The organism is Falsiruegeria litorea R37 (genome assembly GCF_900172225.1).
GTDB lineage: Bacteria > Pseudomonadota > Alphaproteobacteria > Rhodobacterales > Rhodobacteraceae > Falsiruegeria > Falsiruegeria litorea.
In genome coordinates, this window is sequence record NZ_FWFO01000001.1 from 1,566,823 (window position 1) to 1,585,326 (window position 18,504).

Consider the following 18,504-nt stretch of genomic DNA (forward strand, 5'->3'; position numbering starts at 1 on the left):
ACTTTAGGCCAGCCCGCGGCTTAGGTCATCATCTCTTTTGTCGCGGTCAGGCGCACATCAGGATAGTCGCGTTCGACCCGGTCGATGTCCCATTGCAGACGCGTCAGATAGACCACATCGCCGTCATGGTCGTGGCTGATGTGTTGCTTGTTGGCGTTGATGAACTTGTCCACCGCCTGTTTGTCGCCATTGACCCAACGGGCCGAAGTGAACTGGGACTGTTCGAACCGCACAGGCAGGCCGTATTCCATTTCGATCCGGCTGGCCAGAACCTCGAATTGCAACTGGCCGACAACGCCGACGATAAAGCCCGAGCCGATAGAGGGCTTGAACACCTTCGCGGCCCCTTCTTCGGCGAACTGCATCAGCGCCTTTTCCAGATGCTTGGCCTTCATCGGGTCACCAGCCCGCACACCCTGTAGCAGTTCCGGAGCAAAGCTGGGTATACCACTAACACGCAAAGCTTCACCTTCGGTTAACGTGTCGCCGATTCTAAGCTGGCCGTGGTTCGGGATGCCAATGATGTCGCCGGCCCAGGCCTCTTCGGCCAGTTCGCGGTCAGACGCGAGGAACAGCACCGGGTTGGAAATGGCCATCGGTTTTTTCGACCGCACATGGGTCAGTTTCATGCCGCGTTTGAAGTGGCCGGACGCCATGCGGACAAAGGCCACGCGGTCGCGGTGCTTGGGGTCCATGTTGGCCTGGACCTTGAAGACAAAGCCGGAAACCTTTGGTTCTTCAGGAGAAATCTTGCGAGGTTGTGCGGACTGCACTTGCGGTTCGGGGCCGTAACCGGCGATCCCATCCATCAGTTCCTTGACCCCGAAGGAATTGATCGCAGAGCCGAACCAGATGGGCGTCAGGGTGCCGTCCAACAGCGCCTGCGGGTCGAGCGGGGGCAGCAGTTCGCGCGCCATTTCCAGCTCTTCCTTGAGCTGCTCAAGCAGCGCTTCGGGCACGTGCTCGGCCAGCTTTGGATCGTCCAGGCCGTTGATTTCAATGCTTTCCGCCACTTTGTTGCGGTCGGCGCGGTCCATCAGTTCCAGTCGGTCGCGCAGGATGTCATAGCAGCCGACAAAGTCGCGACCCACGCCGATGGGCCAGCTGGCCGGGGTCACGTCGATGGCCAGATTTTCCTGAATCTCGTCAATGATCTCAAAGACATCCCGGCTTTCGCGGTCCATCTTATTACAGAAGGTCAGGATCGGCAGGTCGCGCAGGCGGCAGACCTCGAACAGTTTCTGCGTCTGGCTTTCCACCCCTTTTGCCCCGTCGATCACCATCACCGCCGCGTCCACCGCCGTGAGCGTGCGATAGGTGTCTTCTGAGAAATCCGAGTGGCCGGGTGTGTCCACAAGATTGAACCGGAAGTTGTTGTAATCAAAAGACATTGCCGATGCAGAGACCGAGATGCCGCGGTCCTTTTCCATCTGCATGAAGTCTGATCGCGTCCGCCGTGCCTCGCCCTTGGCGCGCACCTGTCCGGCCATCTGAATGGCGCCCCCATAAAGGAGAAATTTCTCGGTCAGGGTCGTCTTGCCCGCATCCGGGTGCGAGATGATCGCAAAGGTGCGGCGGCGCGCGATCTCGGGCGGCAATTCGGGGCGGTTTGTGGCGGTATCAAGCATGAGCGCGCGTATAGGTAAGGAACGCGGGCAACGCAAGAAAAACGCGGTGTGATATGCGTGCACCAAACGTGCACAGGACGTGCACCGGTCGGTGACCTGATCGGGCGTTAACCTTTGTGCGGCAAAGTTGCGGGCAGGTTAACGAGAGGAGGCCGCGATGGTGAGCCGGAAGCAGGCACGGGCCGAGATGCTGCATGAGCTGGAAGCGCTGCAGGACGGGTTGGCGAGCGAATGGCTGGACAAAAGCCTGCCCGAGGATTGGCACGGGATGGACACTTGGCACGGCGCAGTGCGCGACAAGACGCGGGTGACCCTGCGGCTGGATGCGGACATGGTGCGATGGTTTCGCAAGCTGGGGCCGGGCTATCAGGCGCGGATCAATCAGGTGCTGCGGATTTACTGGACGGCGCTTTTGAGCGGGCACATCAGCGGGCATCAGTATGACAACACGCTGCCACGTCTGATGCTCGAGGCGAAGCGGATAGAGAGGGAAGTGTCGGGGTGAAGAATGAGCAAGTCTCCGCTCTCCATAAGGTTGATTATTTTTATTTGATCTATGGGCGATTTCAATTATTTATTGCGAAAAACTATTTAATTTATTCTGAAAGGTCATCTGCATGGCGAATATAATTTCTGTTGATAACCGTGTGTCGGTTCTGAAGGATGCTTGGTTCAATGGCTTTTTTGAGGCTGGGGAGCACTACAATTCATTCTCTGGCGTGAACGAGTTCTTTCTGGACAACTTTGCCAACACCGTGCATCTGAACAGTCGCCCACAAGTTTGGGAGAACGGTGAGTGGATGTCGAAAGGGCATCTTTACAACGTTCTTTCAGACCCAAGCTATGGAGCCGACAATATGTCAGCTTCTGTGGATGCGGGCGTAATAGAATCGATCAGTTTCACGGTTAAAAAGGATGACTTCACGGCTTCGCTTGATGAAACCGAGGATAAGGACCGCAGCGAAATCGCGTCGCACCGCTATGTGGAGGCGGGGCGGAAATATGCATACTCGTTTGATGTTGAAGTGGATTTCCCTGCAGGTGAAAGCAGCGATGCAGGGTGGTTGAATATTGTGCAGTTGAAGCAGCAAGACACTGCTGATGCTATTCCATTGCGCGTCGCGGTTTATGCTGATGGTGGTGGGAACTACGTTCGGGTTATGGTGGACGATCAGCCGAAGGGCGCCGTGTTCCGGCTGACAGAAGGTGCAAGTTATAACGTTTCATTCGTTATCGAACAGCATCCCACGGATGCAACAAAGTCGACTTTCTATTTTAAGATGGTCAACAAGAATAAACATACTGATTTTGTTACATATAAAACGGATGCGAGTGATTCATCCAGTTTCGGGCAATATGCGAACGGAGAGGCGATTCCTGCCTACCTGCGATTGGGCGTTTATCGAGATGGCGTTGGCGTCGATCAAGAGGTGACGGCAACCTATAGTAATATCGAGGTGCTGGCAGAGGCCGAGTCTGCGACTGTTGCAAATCGGGTCGACGGAACAAGCGGCAACGATGTTCTGAGCACTCGTATAGGGTTTCGCGAGGACGATCTGATCCTGGCGCAGGATGGCCACGACCTTGTAAAGGCTGGACACGGCGACGATTCCGTTCGCGGTGGGAATGGGAATGACACCCTCTATGGCGACCAAGGTAACGACACGCTGTATGGCGAGGCTGGAAACGATGTCTTGGACGGGGCGACGGGTGATGATCACATGCTGGCGCATGCCGGAAATGACACGGTCTATGGCAGGGACGGCAATGATACCGTTGATGTGGGATCTGGTAATGACAAGGTGTGGTCCGGCTCTGGTGATGACTATCTGATCGGCGGCTCTGGAAATGACTCTCTCACCGGGGATGCTGGCACCGATACGTTGAGTGGTGGTGTAGGGCAGGACACGTTGCGTGGAGGCACGGGGGATGACAGAATCCTTGGTGGCGAAGATGGGGATTTCATCTTTGGCGGTGACGGGAATGATCTGTTGCACGGTCAGGCGGGCAACGACACTCTGAGAGGCGAAGGTGGCGATGACACGATTGAAGGCAACGCCGGAGACGATCTGATGATCGGTGGGGCGGGTGCGGATACGTTTGTGTTCCGCGTTTATTCGGGCCATGACACCATCAGCGGCTTTGACGGGGACGATCAAATCTTACTCTACGCAGATCCCGGGCAGGTTACCTATTCGACCTCGGGTACACGAACCATTATCACAGTCGACGATGGCAGCACCTTAACGATCAACAACAGCGATCCGCACTTTGATGCGATCGATGACATCACGTTCATGTAGCCCCGTCTGCATCAGGACGCCATGTCGGCCGTTGGCAGATGTGTTGTTTTGTTCAAGGGTATCAATGTCAAACGAAACCGATGCGCTTGTGAATGCAAGCGTGGCGGCTGTCGCAAAGGAGAGCGAGGCGGACGTCTTGCATCGCGCCAAGCTCCGTGTTTCTCACTTCCTAAACCGCCTGTGGCACGCCCGACACGCGCCGCCGATGTTGGCGACGGCCTGAGCCAGGGTCGGGCGGTCCTGGATCGTGGGGGCGGCCTTGGCGGCGGCCTGTTCCAACTCTTGGGCGAGAGTGGTGAACTGGTCGAACTCGTCCCAGATGGTGGGCAGGGCCTCGGACTTGGGGTCGGTTTCGGGGGCTTTGAACAAGGTGGCGATCTCGGGCGTGCCCGCCTTGATGCGCTGAACGGCGGCTTGCGCGGCGTCAGCATCCATGGCCTTTTCCCCCTTGGCCATCGCGATCATGAGCTTGAGGTCATCGTCAAGACCCATCATGGAATGCATCCGCGCCTTGACCGCCTCGTTCTGGACGCCCTGGTGGGCGAGAGCGACCGTTGAAATCGAGAGAAGCACAGCTGTGAAAAAAGGGGCGTGAGAGCATTTTGCGTCCATCCGGTTCAGTTGTTGCGATCCTATCAAGCAGCGGTTGGCGTTTGACGGCATTTGCAGAGATCTTGACGGCACCGTGATGCGGCCGGACCCGTCAAGGCAGAGGGGCTCCCGCCCGTCGTCGATGTTTCTGGCGAAACATTTCCTCCGGTTGGGCCGGGCACTGCGCAAAGCGCAGTGCCCGGCCCAAGGCCGCCAGCGGTGCTGACGCAGTCAGGATTGCGCGGGCGCGGGAGTGCCACCGGGCTGTGAAGGAAAATACCGGTGAGTTGGGTCAGAACGCCTTGGGTTCAACCCGTAACTCGAAAGCTACAGTCAGGTGCCGTTGGAGGGGGAGACTGGAAGCGTTGTTTGCACAGGAACAAGGGGCGCTTCTTCGGGAGACAGTTGTGCGGCGGCGTCCAGAATGCCCTTGATCCCCAGAACGGTTTTGACTTCTGCGGATTCACCTGCGGCAAAGTCCTTGATTATCATCCACTGAATTTCACTCGGGTTGGCGCCGCCAACGGCTTTCTTGCCATAGCGGCAGGCGACGCGGATTGTGCCCAGGCCATCGGTTGGGCGACCCGCGGCGGCGTTGGCCAAAATCAACGCATTAGTGAACACATCAACTGATTCAATGGCAAGTTTTGCCGTGGCTTGCAGATCGCCTTGCCAGTCGTTCTTACGAAATGTCTGATAGAGTTTGGCACCGTCCCCGACCAGCCACACAGCATCGACGCTGCGGCCGATGGGGTCTGGCAGGTTTGGTTTCAGGACAGTTTTCCAGACCGCCCGCAACAGCTGCGCCTCGTTGGATTTGGCGAAATTGGCCAGAGAGTCCACAAGCCGGGGCGTGTCGTGTCGGAACAGACCTTGCACGTCTCCGGGGCGCTCGGATGCGGTGACAAAGGCCGGCGTAAAGGCGCTGAGCGTGGGGATGGAGGGCGTTTGGGGGTCGAGGATGGCCAGACCGATCATCGGTTCCGATCCCTGTGGGGGCGTCACGGGTTCGGCCTTCAATGCGGCATCCAACCTGCGGCTGGGCGGTTTTGTGGACTGAATAATCAAAACGAACTCCTTTAACAAACAAGCGCGAGTATCGCGCGGACCGTGCTTTCAGGCAACGTTTGGGGCTGTCTGGAAAGAGGGTTTTGAAATGGGTCCAGACCCCAAGATCGGCGCCAGATAGGTCTGCATTCGAAGGGTTGATACCTGCGAATACCTTAGTCGGTGTCTTGTGAAAGGTTTAGCTGACGGTTGTCGGGGAACACTCTGACTGAACCGTGAACAGCTCGATAAATTCGGGGCCTGAGAAGTCTGGAACAATCGGCTGCGTTCGCCGCTGCTTGTTCCGGCTTTTGACACCTTCGCGCAACCGTTCTACGTGCAGTGCGCCATCACCCGCAATGCATCTATTTGGTGTCACTCAAATGTAAGCTTTGCAGTATCACAAGCCCTTAGTGCCGCGAGGCGCGTTTGAGCAATGCAATCGCGTCGGGGCGGTCCAGCAGGGCCTTGGCGACGTCCAAGCCGTGATCCCCTCCTGAACTGTGTTGGTCCAACAGGGGCGAGATGCGATCGATCAGCTCTTGTGGCAGCGCAGGTTTGGTGCGCGGATCCAGCAGCATCGACTCGGCCGCGATCCCTTCGGCGTAGATGATGTGGTGATGGTCAAACAGCAGCTGGAAATAGTCGACAAAGCCACCATCCTGCACATATACCGTATCGCCATTCACAAGGTGGCGGGCTTTGACCAGCAGTTCAGGCTGACCCGCTCCGATCTGGTCGGAACGTTGATAGACAAAGAGCCGGTGGTCGGGGCTGACCAACAGGTCGTTCTCGTTGTTCAGCGCACCTGCCTTGATCATGATTGGGGCAAGTTCTCCCACAGCGCGCACGGTGGATTGCCCGATCCAGCGCACCTGTTGCACGCCATCGTCGCGGGTCAGGATGCGGTCACCGATCTTCAGATCCTCGATCCTCACCTGTGCGCCTGAGGCGAGCGTGATATGGGTGCCGCGGGTGAACGAGACGCAGGCGACCTGGGCGAACTTTTGCCGCGCGCTGTCGCGGTCCATGCCCACAAGCGAATATTCCACCTTGGGCTCCAGCGGGGACAGCGGGAGCAGGTAAAGCTCGGCGATGTGTCCGGTGTCGTCGACCTCGACCAGGACCAGCGCGTCGGTGGTCTGGCCATCGGGCGACATCAGGTTGAGCGCGCAATCGAGGTGGATCAGCGCGCCGGGAGTGCCGCAGTCGGTGTCGGAGGCGACCTGAAAATGCCCTTCGGCGTCGGTTTGCAGCGCAAGCCGTTCCAGCGTGGCGCCATGGCCAAGCGCATAAATGTCATCAAGCATCAACTCGTCCATATACGAGATCTCGTCCCCCATGTTGGCGCCATTGATCACGGTGAAGTGCTGCGCGCGGAAGACGGGGATGGATTGCACGGGGCTGGTGGCGGTCACGGGGTGTTGGCTCTTTGTTGCTCGGCTCTACAGTGTGGTTGGTCACGCGGTGTGTGACAAGTCACGATAGCGCCAGAATGTGGCGGATATCGGTCAGAGCTTTGGTGAATGGCTGGCAATTGTCGGCAAGCTGGTGCTTACTCGGGCGCAAAGACGCCCCCAGGGGCGAAAATCGGGAGATGAAAGATGGATCTGGGAATAGCAGGAAAACGCGCATTGGTGTCGGCCAGCAGCAAGGGGTTGGGCCTGGGCTGTGCCGAGGCGCTGGCAGAGGCGGGTGTTGACCTGATCATGACCGCGCGCGGGGCCGAGGCGCTGGAGGCCTCGGCGGAGGCGATTCGCGCCGCCCACGGCGTGAACGTGCAGACCGTGGCAGCGGATGTCACGACCGAAGAGGGCCAGACGCAGGTGATTGAAGCGGCGCAGGGTGTGGACATCCTGGTGACCAACGCGGGCGGCCCGCCCCCCGGAATGTGGTCGGATTGGGAACGTGACGATTTCATCAAGGCGTTGGATGCCAACATGCTGACGCCGATTGCTTTCATGAAGGCGCTGTTGCCAGGGATGATGGACAAGGGTTGGGGCCGGGTGGTCAATATCACCTCGCAGTCCGTGCGAGCGCCTATCGCCGTTTTGGGGTTGTCGAATGCAGCGCGTACAGGGTTGACGGGCTATGTCGCGGGTACCTCGCGGCAGGTGGCGCCGCATGGGGTGACGATCAACAACCTGTTGCCGGGCATTCACGCCACCGACCGGGCCGTATCACTGGACACCGGGGTGGCAGGTCAGGAGGGGATTTCGCTGGACGAGGCCAAGGCCGCGCGCGAGGCGACGATCCCGGCCCGCCGCTATGGCACACGTCAGGAATTTGGCGCGGCCTGTGCATTCCTGTGCTCGCAGCATGCGGGATTCATCGTGGGGCAGAACATTTTGCTGGATGGCGGTGCCACCAATATGACGATGTGATCCATGACGTCAGGCTTTTCCATGAAGGATCAGCTGTTTAACGACGAAAAGGTCCGCTACCTGGCGGGCCTTTTCGCCGGTGACGGTTTTGATGCGGATAGGTTTCACGCTCGGGTCATGTCGCGGCTTCTGGAGCTGGAGTTGAAAGAGCGGATGGCTTGGATCGCGGCCTGTCTTGGTGAAGCGGTTCCAGGTGAGCTGCCCGAGGTTGCACCGGTGATCCTGGCGGCCCTGCCGCCCCCTCTGGACCCGAGCTTGGGCGACGATGACTTTGGCGATTTCATCTTTGCGCCTTTGGGAGAGTGGGTGGCCGAGATAGGCATCGGGCATCCTGATGTGGCTTTGGATGTGCTGGAAGAACTGACGCAGCGGTTTTCCATGGAATGGGCGATCCGGCCCTTTTTGAACCGTTGGCCAGAGGACGTTCTGGCCCGGATGGAGCTCTGGGCTGCGCACGACAGCTATCACGTGCGGCGTCTGGTCAGCGAGGGGACGCGGCCGCGATTGCCTTGGGGGATGGCTGTGGGTTTGGCGCTGGATGATCCCTTGCCGCTGTTGGATCGGTTGCACGGGGATCGGACCCGCTATGTCACGCGGTCGGTTGCCAATCATCTGAACGACATTGCCAAGAAAGATCCGGATTTGGTGCTGCGGCGAATGGCAGATTGGCGCGCGCTGGGCGTACAGGACGCCGACGAACTGCGCTGGATGACAACCCATGCGCTGCGTGGACTGGTGAAGGCCGGGCACCCGGGCGCGATGAAGATGTTGGGCTATGACCCGGATGCGGACATCCTGGTGCATGTCGACATTGAGGGTGAGGCGCGGATCGGCGGCGCGCTGGAGTTCGATGTCGAGGTCTCGGCGGCCGGTGACGTGCCGGTCTTGGTCGATTACATCATTCATTTTCAAAGGCCTGGCGGAAAGATCTCGGCCAAGGTGCACAAATTGAAGCAGGCGGTGGTGCGCGGCGGCGCCCTGAAGATGCGCAAACGGCACAAGCTGAAAGGGGATGCCACCACATTCAAGCTGGTGCCCGGAGCTCATCGGTTGCAAATTCAGGTGAATGGCGTTGTGCGCGTGGACCAGGGTTTCGAGTTGCTGCCGTAACCAAAGCAAAGAGGGAGGGCGTATGAGTGTTGTTATCAAACCGCTGCGGGTCACCAACGAGAGCCGCATGGCGGAGGTGTTTGAGCGATACTCGGACGAGCAGGATCGGTTCGATACTGAAAATGTAGCCATTTTCGAAAAGATCGAAACGGCAGTCTATCGGACGATGAATAAGGGAAAACTGCCGCTTTGGTCTGCCTACAAGCGGGTGCGCAACTATGGCGTTCGGATCGGTGATGACCCCAAAAGGAATGTCGAAGAGGTGCGCACTCAGCCCGATTATTGTCGGTTCTATTCATGGCTGGCAGCCCAGCTTGAACCGCAGGCCGTGTTGGAGTTCGGATCGGGTTTTGGCGTGAGCGGCATGTATTGGCTGGCGGGCATGAAAGATGCGGGCGGCACATTGTTCAGTTTTGAGCCGAACCGCCTGTGGACCCCGATTGTGCGCGACAACTTTGCAGTGGTTGGCGGCAGCTATGACCTGACCGAAGGGACATTCGAAGGCAGTGTCGACCGGGTCACGGAACCCGTGAACATCGCTTTGATCGATGGGATTCACACGCGGTATTTTGTCAGGCAACAACTGACTTTGGTCGAAGGGATTGCGGCCAAGGGGGCAATTGTTCTGATCGATGGCATCAATTTCTCAAAAAGCATGGAGAAGTGTTGGAGCGAGATCCAGGCGCGCGAAGATTTTGTGGGCGTGTGGGAGATTGGAGCTCGGGTTGGGGTAGTCGAGCTGCCCTCGACAGAAGCGGCGACAGGTTCGGCCGTGTCACGGTTTTTCGCAAAGGTTTTTGGGCAAAAGAGAACCTAACCCACACGATCCTTCACGGTTGCGTCATATGACGCTCGGGTTGATTGCGGGGCCACACTGGGGGCGATAGCTGCATCGGAACGATCAAGGAAAGGGCGGTCCGATGAAGCATGAATCTGTGCAGAATTATTATGGCGAGGTGTTGCAGGCGAGTTCTGATCTGCAGACCAACGCGTGCTGCACGCCGGACGAGATGCCGGATCATCTGAAGAAGATCCTGTCGCAGGTTCATGACGAGGTTCTGACGCGGTACTATGGCTGCGGGCTGATCGCTCCGCTGGATCTGACCGGTATGCGCATTCTGGATCTGGGTTGTGGCGCGGGACGCGACGTTTATGCGCTTTCGGCCATGGTGGGCGAGACGGGGCGCGTTGTCGGCGTGGACATGACACCGGCGCAGCTGGACGTGGCGCGCGCGCATCAGGACTATCACGCCGAGGTTTTTGGGCATTCCGCCAGCAATGTCGAGTTTCACCACGGGTTCATCGAAAAACTGGATGAGCTGGACCTGGAGCCGGGGTCTTTCGACATCATCGTGTCCAACTGCGTGGTGAACCTGGCCACCGACAAGGGCGCGGTGCTGCGTGGAGCGCATCATCTGCTCAAACCGGGTGGCGAGATGTATTTCTCGGACGTTTATGCCGACCGCCGGGTGCCGCAGGTTATGGCCGAGGATGAGGTGCTGTATGGCGAATGCCTGTCGGGGGCATTGTATTGGAACGACTTTCTGTCCATCGCCAAGGCATCCGGATTTGGCGATCCGCGTCTGGTGACACATCGCCCGCTGACCATTGAAAACCCCGAGCTGGAGGCGCGGGTGGCGCCGCTGTCGTTCCTGTCGGCGACCTATCGTCTGTTCAAGCTGCCCGAGTTGGAACCGGCGTGTGAGGATTATGGTCAGGCTGTGATCTACAAGGGCTCGGTCGAGCATGCGCCGCATGCATTTGTGCTGGACGATCACCACGTGATCGAGACGGGCAAGGTGTTCCCGGTCTGTGGCAACACCTGGATGATGCTGAAAGACACGCGGTTTGCACGCCATTTCGAATTCGTCGGTTCGTTCGATACGCATTTTGGTATCTTTGAGGGCTGCGGTGGCGAAAGCCCCTTCAACCAGGAGGCCGGAACCACAATCAGCTGCTGTTGACGCCATGCGGCCCTCTCTTGCGTAAGGAGGGACGGGTTGCTATCCCGTCCCAAGCCCGATGAAAGTGGTCGGGAAAGGCGAAGAGGCTTGTTTTGAACGCTGAACCCCAGGCACAGCTGCGCCCGACCCCTCGGTTGGAGATCCGCAACATGATGCGTCAGTTTGACGGGCGCGCGGTGGTCGATGATGTATCCCTGTCGATTCAGGCGGGGCAGGTGACTTGCCTGCTGGGGCCGTCGGGCTGCGGCAAGTCCACGACGCTGCGGATGATTGCAGGCGTCGAGATGCAGGATTCGGGCGAGATCTATGTCGACGGCAAGCTGATCTGTGACACGGTGTTCCGAGTGCCGCCCGAACGCCGCGAGATCGGGCTGATGTTTCAGGACTTTGCCCTGTTCCCTCACTTGAGCGTGGCCGACAACGTGGCCTTTGGTCTGAAAGGGCCGAAAGCCGAGAAACGCGCACGGGTCGAAGAGCTGCTGCGCAAGGTCGATCTGATCCGCTACATTGACGAGTTTCCGCATCAGCTGTCCGGCGGAGAGCAGCAGCGCGTGGCGCTGGCGCGTGCTTTGGCACCGCGGCCCCGGATCATGTTGATGGACGAACCGTTCTCGGGCCTCGACAACCGGCTGCGTGACGGCATCCGGGATGAGACGCTGGCGCTGCTCAAGGAAGAAGACACAGCTGTTCTGCTGGTCACCCATGAGCCGGAAGAGGCGATGCGGATGGCCGATGAGATCGCGCTGATGCGCGGGGGCAAGATCGTGCAACGCGGTGCTCCATATAATGTCTACACCCGTCCGGTGGACAAGGCTGCGGTCGCATTTTTCAGTGACATCAATGTTTTAGGGGCCAGAGTTGAAGGAGCGTTGGCGGATACCCCCTTTGGCCAGTTTCTGGCGCCCGGGGTGCCGGATGGCACGGATGTCGACATCGTCTTTCGTCCGCAGCACGTGAAGCTGGATTTCGACCGGGGCGGCAAAGGACCTTTGCCGACGCCGGCGGCCGGGGTGGCTGCACGGGGTGTGGTCGAACGTGCGCGGTTTTTGGGCAATGAGAGCCTGGTTGAGTTTCGGATGGACTTCGACGGTTCGATTTTGCGGGCAACGGTGCCCAATGTCTTCGTGCCAGAAACGGGGCGCGTCATGTGGCTGACCGTGCGCCGGGACCGGTGCTTTGTTTTTCCTGCGTGAGACGCGTGTGAACTATCGCTGAGGGGGATGGGGGCGCCGATTTCTTTGAAAGAAATCGGACCGAAAACTTTTGAAGTTTTCGGGGTCCCGCCTGGCCGAGAGGTCAACCTGTGGCGAATTCATCGTAGGTTAAGCTTAATGTCTTGACCTGGTTCTCATGTGCTTGCCCGTGCCAAACCGCGCGTCTATCAAGGGCAAAATCAGCAAAAACCAGATGGGGCGGCGGTTTCATGCGCATTCTTTTGACAAACGACGACGGCATAAACGCGCCTGGATTGGCCGCGTTGGAAGAAATCGCGGCAGAGCTGGCAGGACCGGAGGGCGAGGTCTGGGTCGTGGCCCCGGCATTCGAGCAATCCGGCGTTGGCCATTGCATCAGCTACACCCATCCGATGCTGATCGCCAAGATGGGCGAGCGGCGCTTTGCGACCGAAGGCAGCCCCGCTGATTGCGTGCTTGCGGCCTTGCATCACGTGATGAAAGATGCGCGTCCTGACCTGGTCTTGTCGGGGGTGAACCGGGGCAATAACTCGGCCGAGAACGCGCTTTATTCCGGCACGTTGGGCGGCGCGATGGAGGCTGCTTTGCAAGGGCTGCCTGCGATTGCCATGTCGCAATATTACGGCCCGCAGAATTATGGCATCGACGAGCCGTTCGAAGTCGCGCGCGCGCATGGCGCCGATGTCATCCGCAAGATCCTGGCCAAGACGCCCGCTCAAGATCAGGACTATCGCTTGTTCTATAACGTCAACCTGCCGCCCGTCCGTGTGGGGGATGTCAAGGGCATCCGCGTGGTGCCGCAGGGGTTCCGGCGTGGGTCCTGTTTCAGCGTCGAGCCGCATAACTCCCCCTCTGGTAAGCAATTTTTGTGGATCAAGGGCGGCAATCAGCAGGTGATGACCGCACCCGGGACGGATGCGGCAGCGAACCTCGAAGGGTATATTTCGGTCACGCCGATGCGGGCGGATCTGACCGCGCATGACGCGATGGAGGCCTTGGCGGACATCGAATGAGCGGGCCTGACGCACAAACCAAGATGCAGTTTCTGTTTGCTCTGCGCTCCAAGGGGGTGACGGATGCGCGGGTGCTGAACGCGATGGAAGAGATCGATCGCGGTCCGTTTGTGCGCGGCATTTTTGCTGACCGCGCCTATGAGGACATGCCGTTGCCGATTGCCTGTGGACAGACGATCAGCCAGCCTTCGGTCGTGGGGATCATGACGCAGGCCTTGCAGGTCAACCCGCGCGACAAGGTGCTCGAGGTGGGGACCGGGTCGGGCTATCAGGCGGCGATCCTCAGCAAGCTGGCGCGGCGGGTCTATACGGTTGAACGCCACGCGCGGCTGGTGCGCGAGGCACAGGAGATTTTTCAGGCGCTGCAGTTGGTGAATATCACCACAATGACCGCCGACGGCTCGTTCGGATTGCCCGATCAGGCGCCTTTTGACCGTATCATTGTGACGGCGGCAGCCGAGGATCCGCCGGGGCCGCTCTTGGCGCAGTTGAAAATCGGCGGTATCATGGTGGTGCCGGTGGGCCAGTCCGACGCGGTGCAGACCCTGATCCGGGTGCGGCGCAGCGAAAGCGGGTTCGACTATGATGAAATCCGGCCCGTCCGCTTTGTCCCTTTGCTTGAGGGGTTGGGCAAGGACGGTTAAAGACCTATTTGAGTTGCGATGATCGCCAAGCCTCCGGTCAACAGGGGGCGCGTGTTTGAGGATAGCGAGATGATTTGTTCCACCCGGAAATTGCCGACCCGGCTGCTTATGGCTGGTGCCGTGGTTGCATTGGTCGCGGGCTGCGAAGGCCCGCTGGATTATGACCTGCGCGGTCAGATCGGTGCTTTCAACACGACGGAAGCCGCACAATCGGTCAAAACTGCGCCTCGGCCCAAGCCGGACGAACGCGGCGTGATATCCTATCCCAACTATCAGGTGGCCGTTGCGCGTTCGGGCGACAGTGTGGCCGAGTTGTCGAACCGCATCGGCTTGCCTGCCGGCGAGGTCGCACGGTTCAACGGGTTGAACCCTGACACGCCCCTGCGCAAGGGCGAAGTTCTGGCGTTACCGTCTCGGGTGGCGGAAAGCAGCTCGGGCGGATCGGTGGATATTGCGGCCTTGGCAGGCAGTGCGATTGATCAGGCGCCGGATACGACGCCGGTTGAAACCACCACCTTGGCGCCTGCAAGTTCGTCGAAACCTGCTGCCAAGCCCACGGGGCCAGAACCTGTACGACATAAGGTGGCGCGCGGCGAGACTGCCTATACCGTGTCGCGGCTGTATCAGGTGCCGGTCAAGGCGCTGGCCGAGTGGAACGGGTTGGGTTCGGACTTCGCTGTGCGTGAAGGTCAGTATCTGATCATCCCGGTCAAGGACCAGTCTGCGCCAAGTGGCGCTGCGGCAGCGGCGGCCAGTGCGGCGGCGGTAACCAAACCGGGTTCGGGCAGTCCGACACCCACTCCGCCGAGCGCGACAACGGCGCTGCCGGACGAGAAGGTGGCGGTCAAGACACCCGAACCTGAGGCAGTGGAGGTGGCAAAGCCAACTCAGGCCAGCGGGGCTGCGATGACGATGCCGGTCAGCGGCAAGATCATCCGCCCCTACAAGAAGGGTAAGAACGACGGGATCGATATTGCGGCCGCAGCTGGATCGGCCGTTGTCGCCGCCGACAAAGGCACCGTGGCGGCGATCACGGCGGATGCTGACCAAGTGCCGATCATCGTGGTGCGGCACAAGGACAACCTGCTGACGGTCTATGCAAATGTCGAAAACATCGAAGTCAACAAAGGCGACCGTGTGAAGCGCGGGCAAAAGTTGGCGCAGCTGCGGTCCGGTGACAACGCCTATGTGCATTTCGAGGTGCGCAAAGGCTTCGACAGCGTCGATCCCACGCCCTACCTGCAATAAAGTGTTTGCGGGCGAAGGGGCTCCCGCGCCCGCGCAGACCTGACTGCGTCAGCTCCGCGAGCGGCCTTGGGCCGGGCCTCGCTGCGCTCGGCGGTTGGCGCCTTGTTGCACCCGTGGGGATTGGGCAAGGCGTCTTGTCTTGCCGTACCCGCGCCGAGCCGAAGGCGAGGCGCCCGGCCCAACGGGAGGAGGTTTTTCGTCAGAAAAATTGACGACGGGCGGGAGCGCCCCCGTCGTTTCGCCCGGCATCTGCTTACGGCACGTAGTCTTCCAGCCGTTTGCCGAGCTCATCGACAAAGAGCTCGGGCAGGGGGGTGACCTCTTCGATGAGATCCACGCGGAAGACGCGGAAATCGTCGCGGGTTTCGCACCAGGCTGTCAGCGTCCACACCCGGCCCCAGTATTCCATGTGCAAAGGGCGCACCACACGGTTGGTCATCGTGCCATCGATTCGGCGATACTTGAGTGCCAGTTTCTGGCGGGATTTGATCGCTGCGCGCAGTGGGGCCATATGGGTAAAGCCGCGCGCCGCATCGGCAAAGGGGTAGACCGCAAACTTCCAAGCGTCCGCCTCGGCCACCGTCTGTGTGGGCAGCACCGCGTCGATCTTGTCGACCAGCGACTGCGCCGCTGCCTTGAGCCCCGGATCGGCGGCCTCAGACACGATGGCCATGCCAAGGTTCAGGGCCTCAAGTTCTTCGGTGGTCAGCGTCAGGGGGGGCAGGGTGATCGCCTCGCGCACCATGTAACCTACGCCGCGCTCGCCTTCGACCGGCACGCCCGAGGCCACCAGCGTGTCCATGTCGCGATAGATCGTGCGCACCGACACCTCTAGCTGGTCGGCGATGTCCTGCGCGCGGTGCAGTTTGCCGTCGCGCAGGATCTGGATGATGTCAAAAAGGCGGTCGGTGCGGCGCATGGCTTTACCCTTGCCGCGCCGGACCTATGCCGGTCAAGCGGCCATCATCTGCCAATGCACCTCTTCGTGGCGCATCTCAGCGCTGCCTGGTGCAATCGCGGCCATCAATGCGGGTGCAAAATCTTGGCTCGGGAAGGAGGCCGCCACCCTCTGCGCGGTCTCCATGTCCTGCCAGATCACATAATCGGTCCAGCGTCCGTCCATGCCTTTGCTCAGCTGACGGTGCAGAAAGCCGGGTGTGGCGCGCACAAACGCCTCGGACGCCTGGCTGAGGGCGACAAACTCGGCATCGCTGATACCAGCGGCAAGGGTGAAGGTGACGATTTCGGCGACTTGGGTCATTTTGGATACTCCTATTGTTCGACCTTCGATGGGCTGGACCTATCGCAGGGCAACTGACATAAACCTGTCAGTTGGGGTTGGCCGTTGGCGGAAATCTTCACTTTTGCCGGAGGAGGGCACGGATTCTGGACCGCTGCGCCTTTCCCTGGATCAAGGCGTCGCGCTAGACCTGAGCCCGAGATATTCCCCGCGCCAAAACGCGCGGACCCAAGTTGAGGAGACATCACATGTTGAACAATATCGGCCTTCCCGGCATCCTTCTGATCGCGGTTGTGGTTCTGGTCCTGTTTGGACGCGGCAAAATCAGCTCGCTGATGGGCGAAGTGGGCAAAGGCATCACTTCGTTCAAGAAGGGCATCAACGAAGGCACCGCCGAGCTGGAGCAGGACGCGTCAGAAGAGGCCAAGGACGTCACCCCCGAAGCCGACAAAGACAAGGCCTAATCGCGCATGTTCGATCTGGGCTGGACCGAGCTCTTGGTGATCGGCATCGTGGCGCTGATCGTTGTTGGCCCCAAGGATCTGCCGGTGCTCTTTCGCAATGTCGGCCGCTGGGTCGGTAAGGCCCGTGGCATGGCGCGCGAGTTTTCCAGCGCCATGAACGAGGCGGCCGATCAAGCCGGTGTCAATGACATCGCCAAGGGGATCAAGACTGCGTCGAATCCGATGGGTGCGGCGATGGACGGCGTCAAGGATGCGGCACGCGAGATGACATCGGCTATTGATCCCACCAAGTTCGACCCCGAAAGCGAGACCGGCAAGCTGGCGGCGGAACGGGCCGAAGCGGCGAAGAAGATCCAGGCCTCGACCGCGCGTGCTGCGGCTGAGCGCAAGGCGCGCGAGGCCGAAGAGGCGATGGCCAAGGCCGAGGCTGCCGAGGCGGCGCTTAATACGGAAACAGAGACCAAAACATGAGCCATACCGACGAGATCGACGACAGCTCTGCCCCGCTGATCGAACACCTGGCCGAGCTGCGCACGCGGCTCATCCACTGTGTGGTGGCATTCCTTGTCGGCATGGTGCTGTGTTTCACGGTCGCGACGCCGATCTTCAACTTTCTGACCGCGCCCCTATGCGAAGTGCTGAATGAACGCGGGCAGGATTGCGGGCTGATATTCATCTCGCCGCAAGAGGGCTTCTTTGTTGCCATCAAGGTCTCGCTGCTTGGCGGGTTCATGCTGGCGTTTCCCTATATCGGGATGCAGATGTGGCGCTTTGTGGCGCCGGGCCTGTACAAAAGCGAGAAGGGCGCGTTTCTGCCGTTCCTGGTTGCCTCGCCCTTCATGTTCATTCTGGGCGCGTCTTTTGCCTTCTACGTTGTCACGCCGCTGGCCTATGACTTCTTCCTGGGCTTCCAACAATTTGGCGCCGAGGGCGAGGCCGTGACAGATACGGCAACAGCCGCGCCGCTGAGCGTGGTGTTCCAGGGCTCGGCCCAGGAATACCTGAACCTGACCATCAAGTTCATCGTGGCCTTTGGCATGTGTTTCCAGCTGCCGGTTCTGCTGACGCTGATGGGCAAGGCCGGGCTGGTGAGCGCCGAGGGTCTGGGCAACGTGCGTAAATATGCGGTTGTGGCCATTCTCGTGCTGGCCGCGCTGGTAACACCGCCGGATGTGATCACGCAGGTTATCCTGTTTGTCGTTGTCTATGGCCTTTATGAGGTGTCGATCTTCCTGGTTGGACGCGTCGAGAAAAAGCGCGAGGAACAGCTGCGCGCCGATGGCTACTATGACGACGAGATGGACGAGGATCTGGCCGAACACAGCGACGATCTGAAGTAAGCCACGCCTATTCGCGGAAAAACAGTGGAGCACCCTCGCCGGAACTGGCGGGGGTGTTTTCATGTGAGTGTCAGGTTCAGGGGGGCGGACGCCGGCTCTGACAAATTTATGGTGTGCCGGTGGGACCATTTTGGACGTTCCCCAAAAAAAGGTGTCGAGCGGCAGCATTGAGCCCACCCCAACATCAGGCGCAATCCGGGCATCGCCCTCTTGGGGGAGGTCGGGCGATGCTCGGACTGCGCCGGGCGGTTGTGGTCAGGGTTGGTGGATCGCGAGACTTGCAGGTCGGTTAAGTTCTGCACAAGTGCCCTTTCTGTCGTTGCCGCTAAGACCCG

Annotated in this window: 20 protein-coding genes; 13 read left to right on the top strand and 7 right to left on the bottom strand. The window is 59.7% G+C overall.

Annotation, left to right across the window (positions count from 1 at the left end; all coding sequences use genetic code 11):
* Positions 1-20: 20 nt before the first annotated feature.
* Positions 21-1,628 (bottom strand): peptide chain release factor 3, encoded by a 1,608-nt coding sequence (locus tag TRL7639_RS07740; RefSeq protein WP_085795152.1) that lies wholly within the window; start codon positions 1,626-1,628, stop codon positions 21-23.
* Between the two features lie 160 nt (positions 1,629-1,788).
* Between TRL7639_RS07740 and TRL7639_RS07745 the strand changes: the two genes are divergently transcribed.
* Both TRL7639_RS07745 and TRL7639_RS07750 read left to right on the top strand, forming a co-directional pair.
* Positions 1,789-2,133: a BrnA antitoxin family protein gene (locus tag TRL7639_RS07745; protein ID WP_207559644.1), complete on the top strand. Its 345-nt coding sequence runs from the start codon at positions 1,789-1,791 to the stop codon at positions 2,131-2,133.
* 112 nt (positions 2,134-2,245) lie between these two features.
* On the top strand, positions 2,246-3,931 hold the full coding sequence (locus TRL7639_RS07750) for a calcium-binding protein (protein WP_085795153.1): 1,686 nt from the start codon (positions 2,246-2,248) through the stop codon (positions 3,929-3,931).
* A 162-nt stretch (positions 3,932-4,093) separates the two neighbouring features.
* Here TRL7639_RS07750 and TRL7639_RS07755 read toward each other — a convergent pair whose 3' ends face one another.
* The 3 genes from TRL7639_RS07755 to TRL7639_RS07765 all read right to left on the bottom strand — a co-directional run bounded on the left by TRL7639_RS07755 (position 4,094) and on the right by TRL7639_RS07765 (position 6,987).
* Complete coding sequence (locus TRL7639_RS07755; protein WP_085795154.1) at positions 4,094-4,594, bottom strand: c-type cytochrome; 501 nt, start codon at positions 4,592-4,594, stop codon at positions 4,094-4,096.
* Positions 4,595-4,855: 261 nt separating this feature from the next.
* Positions 4,856-5,590: a hypothetical protein gene (locus TRL7639_RS07760; protein WP_133057629.1), complete on the bottom strand. Its 735-nt coding sequence runs from the start codon at positions 5,588-5,590 to the stop codon at positions 4,856-4,858.
* 389 nt (positions 5,591-5,979) lie between these two features.
* Positions 5,980-6,987 (bottom strand): Hint domain-containing protein, encoded by a 1,008-nt coding sequence (locus TRL7639_RS07765; RefSeq protein ID WP_085795156.1) that lies wholly within the window; start codon positions 6,985-6,987, stop codon positions 5,980-5,982.
* A 186-nt stretch (positions 6,988-7,173) separates the two neighbouring features.
* Here TRL7639_RS07765 and TRL7639_RS07770 point away from each other — a divergent pair, with 186 nt between their 5' ends.
* The 5 genes from TRL7639_RS07770 (at position 7,174) to TRL7639_RS07790 (ending at position 12,220) form a co-directional block, all read left to right on the top strand.
* Positions 7,174-7,953, top strand: coding sequence for an SDR family oxidoreductase (locus TRL7639_RS07770; protein WP_085795157.1), 780 nt, complete (start codon positions 7,174-7,176; stop codon positions 7,951-7,953).
* A gap of 3 nt (positions 7,954-7,956) precedes the next feature.
* Positions 7,957-9,063: a YhaZ family DNA alkylation repair protein gene (locus tag TRL7639_RS07775; protein WP_085795158.1), complete on the top strand. Its 1,107-nt coding sequence runs from the start codon at positions 7,957-7,959 to the stop codon at positions 9,061-9,063.
* 22 nt (positions 9,064-9,085) lie between these two features.
* Positions 9,086-9,880, top strand: a complete 795-nt coding sequence (locus TRL7639_RS07780) for an O-methyltransferase (RefSeq protein WP_085795159.1) — start codon at positions 9,086-9,088, stop codon at positions 9,878-9,880.
* 103 nt (positions 9,881-9,983) lie between these two features.
* Positions 9,984-11,027, top strand: a complete 1,044-nt coding sequence (locus TRL7639_RS07785; RefSeq protein ID WP_085795160.1) for a methyltransferase domain-containing protein — start codon at positions 9,984-9,986, stop codon at positions 11,025-11,027.
* A 149-nt stretch (positions 11,028-11,176) separates the two neighbouring features.
* Positions 11,177-12,220, top strand: a complete 1,044-nt coding sequence (locus TRL7639_RS07790) for an ABC transporter ATP-binding protein (RefSeq protein ID WP_085796307.1) — start codon at positions 11,177-11,179, stop codon at positions 12,218-12,220.
* 103 nt (positions 12,221-12,323) lie between these two features.
* On the opposite strand, the gene TRL7639_RS23440 is transcribed toward TRL7639_RS07790, so the two are convergent.
* Positions 12,324-12,452, bottom strand: coding sequence for a hypothetical protein (locus TRL7639_RS23440; RefSeq protein ID WP_268875833.1), 129 nt, complete (start codon positions 12,450-12,452; stop codon positions 12,324-12,326).
* Between TRL7639_RS23440 and surE the strand changes: the two genes are divergently transcribed.
* From surE to TRL7639_RS07805, 3 genes are all read left to right on the top strand, one after another.
* The gene (surE, locus tag TRL7639_RS07795; RefSeq protein WP_085795161.1) at positions 12,451-13,233 is read left to right on the top strand and encodes a 5'/3'-nucleotidase SurE; all 783 of its coding nucleotides are present in this window, start codon (positions 12,451-12,453) and stop codon (positions 13,231-13,233) included. The two genes, TRL7639_RS23440 and surE, sit on opposite strands and share 2 nt — an antisense overlap.
* Complete coding sequence (locus TRL7639_RS07800; RefSeq protein WP_085795162.1) at positions 13,230-13,877, top strand: protein-L-isoaspartate(D-aspartate) O-methyltransferase; 648 nt, start codon at positions 13,230-13,232, stop codon at positions 13,875-13,877. The genes surE and TRL7639_RS07800 overlap by 4 nt, the downstream gene beginning before the upstream one ends.
* A gap of 69 nt (positions 13,878-13,946) precedes the next feature.
* The gene (locus TRL7639_RS07805) at positions 13,947-15,125 is read left to right on the top strand and encodes a peptidoglycan DD-metalloendopeptidase family protein (protein WP_085796308.1); all 1,179 of its coding nucleotides are present in this window, start codon (positions 13,947-13,949) and stop codon (positions 15,123-15,125) included.
* Between the two features lie 253 nt (positions 15,126-15,378).
* Here the strand turns inward: TRL7639_RS07805 and TRL7639_RS07810 are convergent, their stop codons facing one another.
* Positions 15,379-16,044: a helix-turn-helix transcriptional regulator gene (locus TRL7639_RS07810; RefSeq protein ID WP_085795163.1), complete on the bottom strand. Its 666-nt coding sequence runs from the start codon at positions 16,042-16,044 to the stop codon at positions 15,379-15,381.
* Positions 16,045-16,077: 33 nt separating this feature from the next.
* Complete coding sequence (locus TRL7639_RS07815; protein WP_085795164.1) at positions 16,078-16,386, bottom strand: hypothetical protein; 309 nt, start codon at positions 16,384-16,386, stop codon at positions 16,078-16,080.
* A 227-nt stretch (positions 16,387-16,613) separates the two neighbouring features.
* On the opposite strand from TRL7639_RS07815, the gene TRL7639_RS07820 reads away from it, so the two are divergent.
* From TRL7639_RS07820 to tatC, 3 genes are read left to right on the top strand one after another with little or no spacing between them, the layout of a single operon-like run.
* Positions 16,614-16,829, top strand: coding sequence for a twin-arginine translocase TatA/TatE family subunit (locus tag TRL7639_RS07820; protein ID WP_085795165.1), 216 nt, complete (start codon positions 16,614-16,616; stop codon positions 16,827-16,829).
* Positions 16,830-16,835: 6 nt separating this feature from the next.
* A complete protein-coding gene (gene tatB / locus TRL7639_RS07825) occupies positions 16,836-17,300 on the top strand; it encodes a Sec-independent protein translocase protein TatB (protein WP_085795166.1) in 465 nt (154 codons plus the stop codon).
* Positions 17,297-18,169 (top strand): twin-arginine translocase subunit TatC, encoded by an 873-nt coding sequence (tatC, locus tag TRL7639_RS07830; RefSeq protein WP_085795167.1) that lies wholly within the window; start codon positions 17,297-17,299, stop codon positions 18,167-18,169. Before tatB ends, tatC begins: the two co-directional genes overlap by 4 nt.
* Positions 18,170-18,504 lie beyond the last annotated feature (335 nt).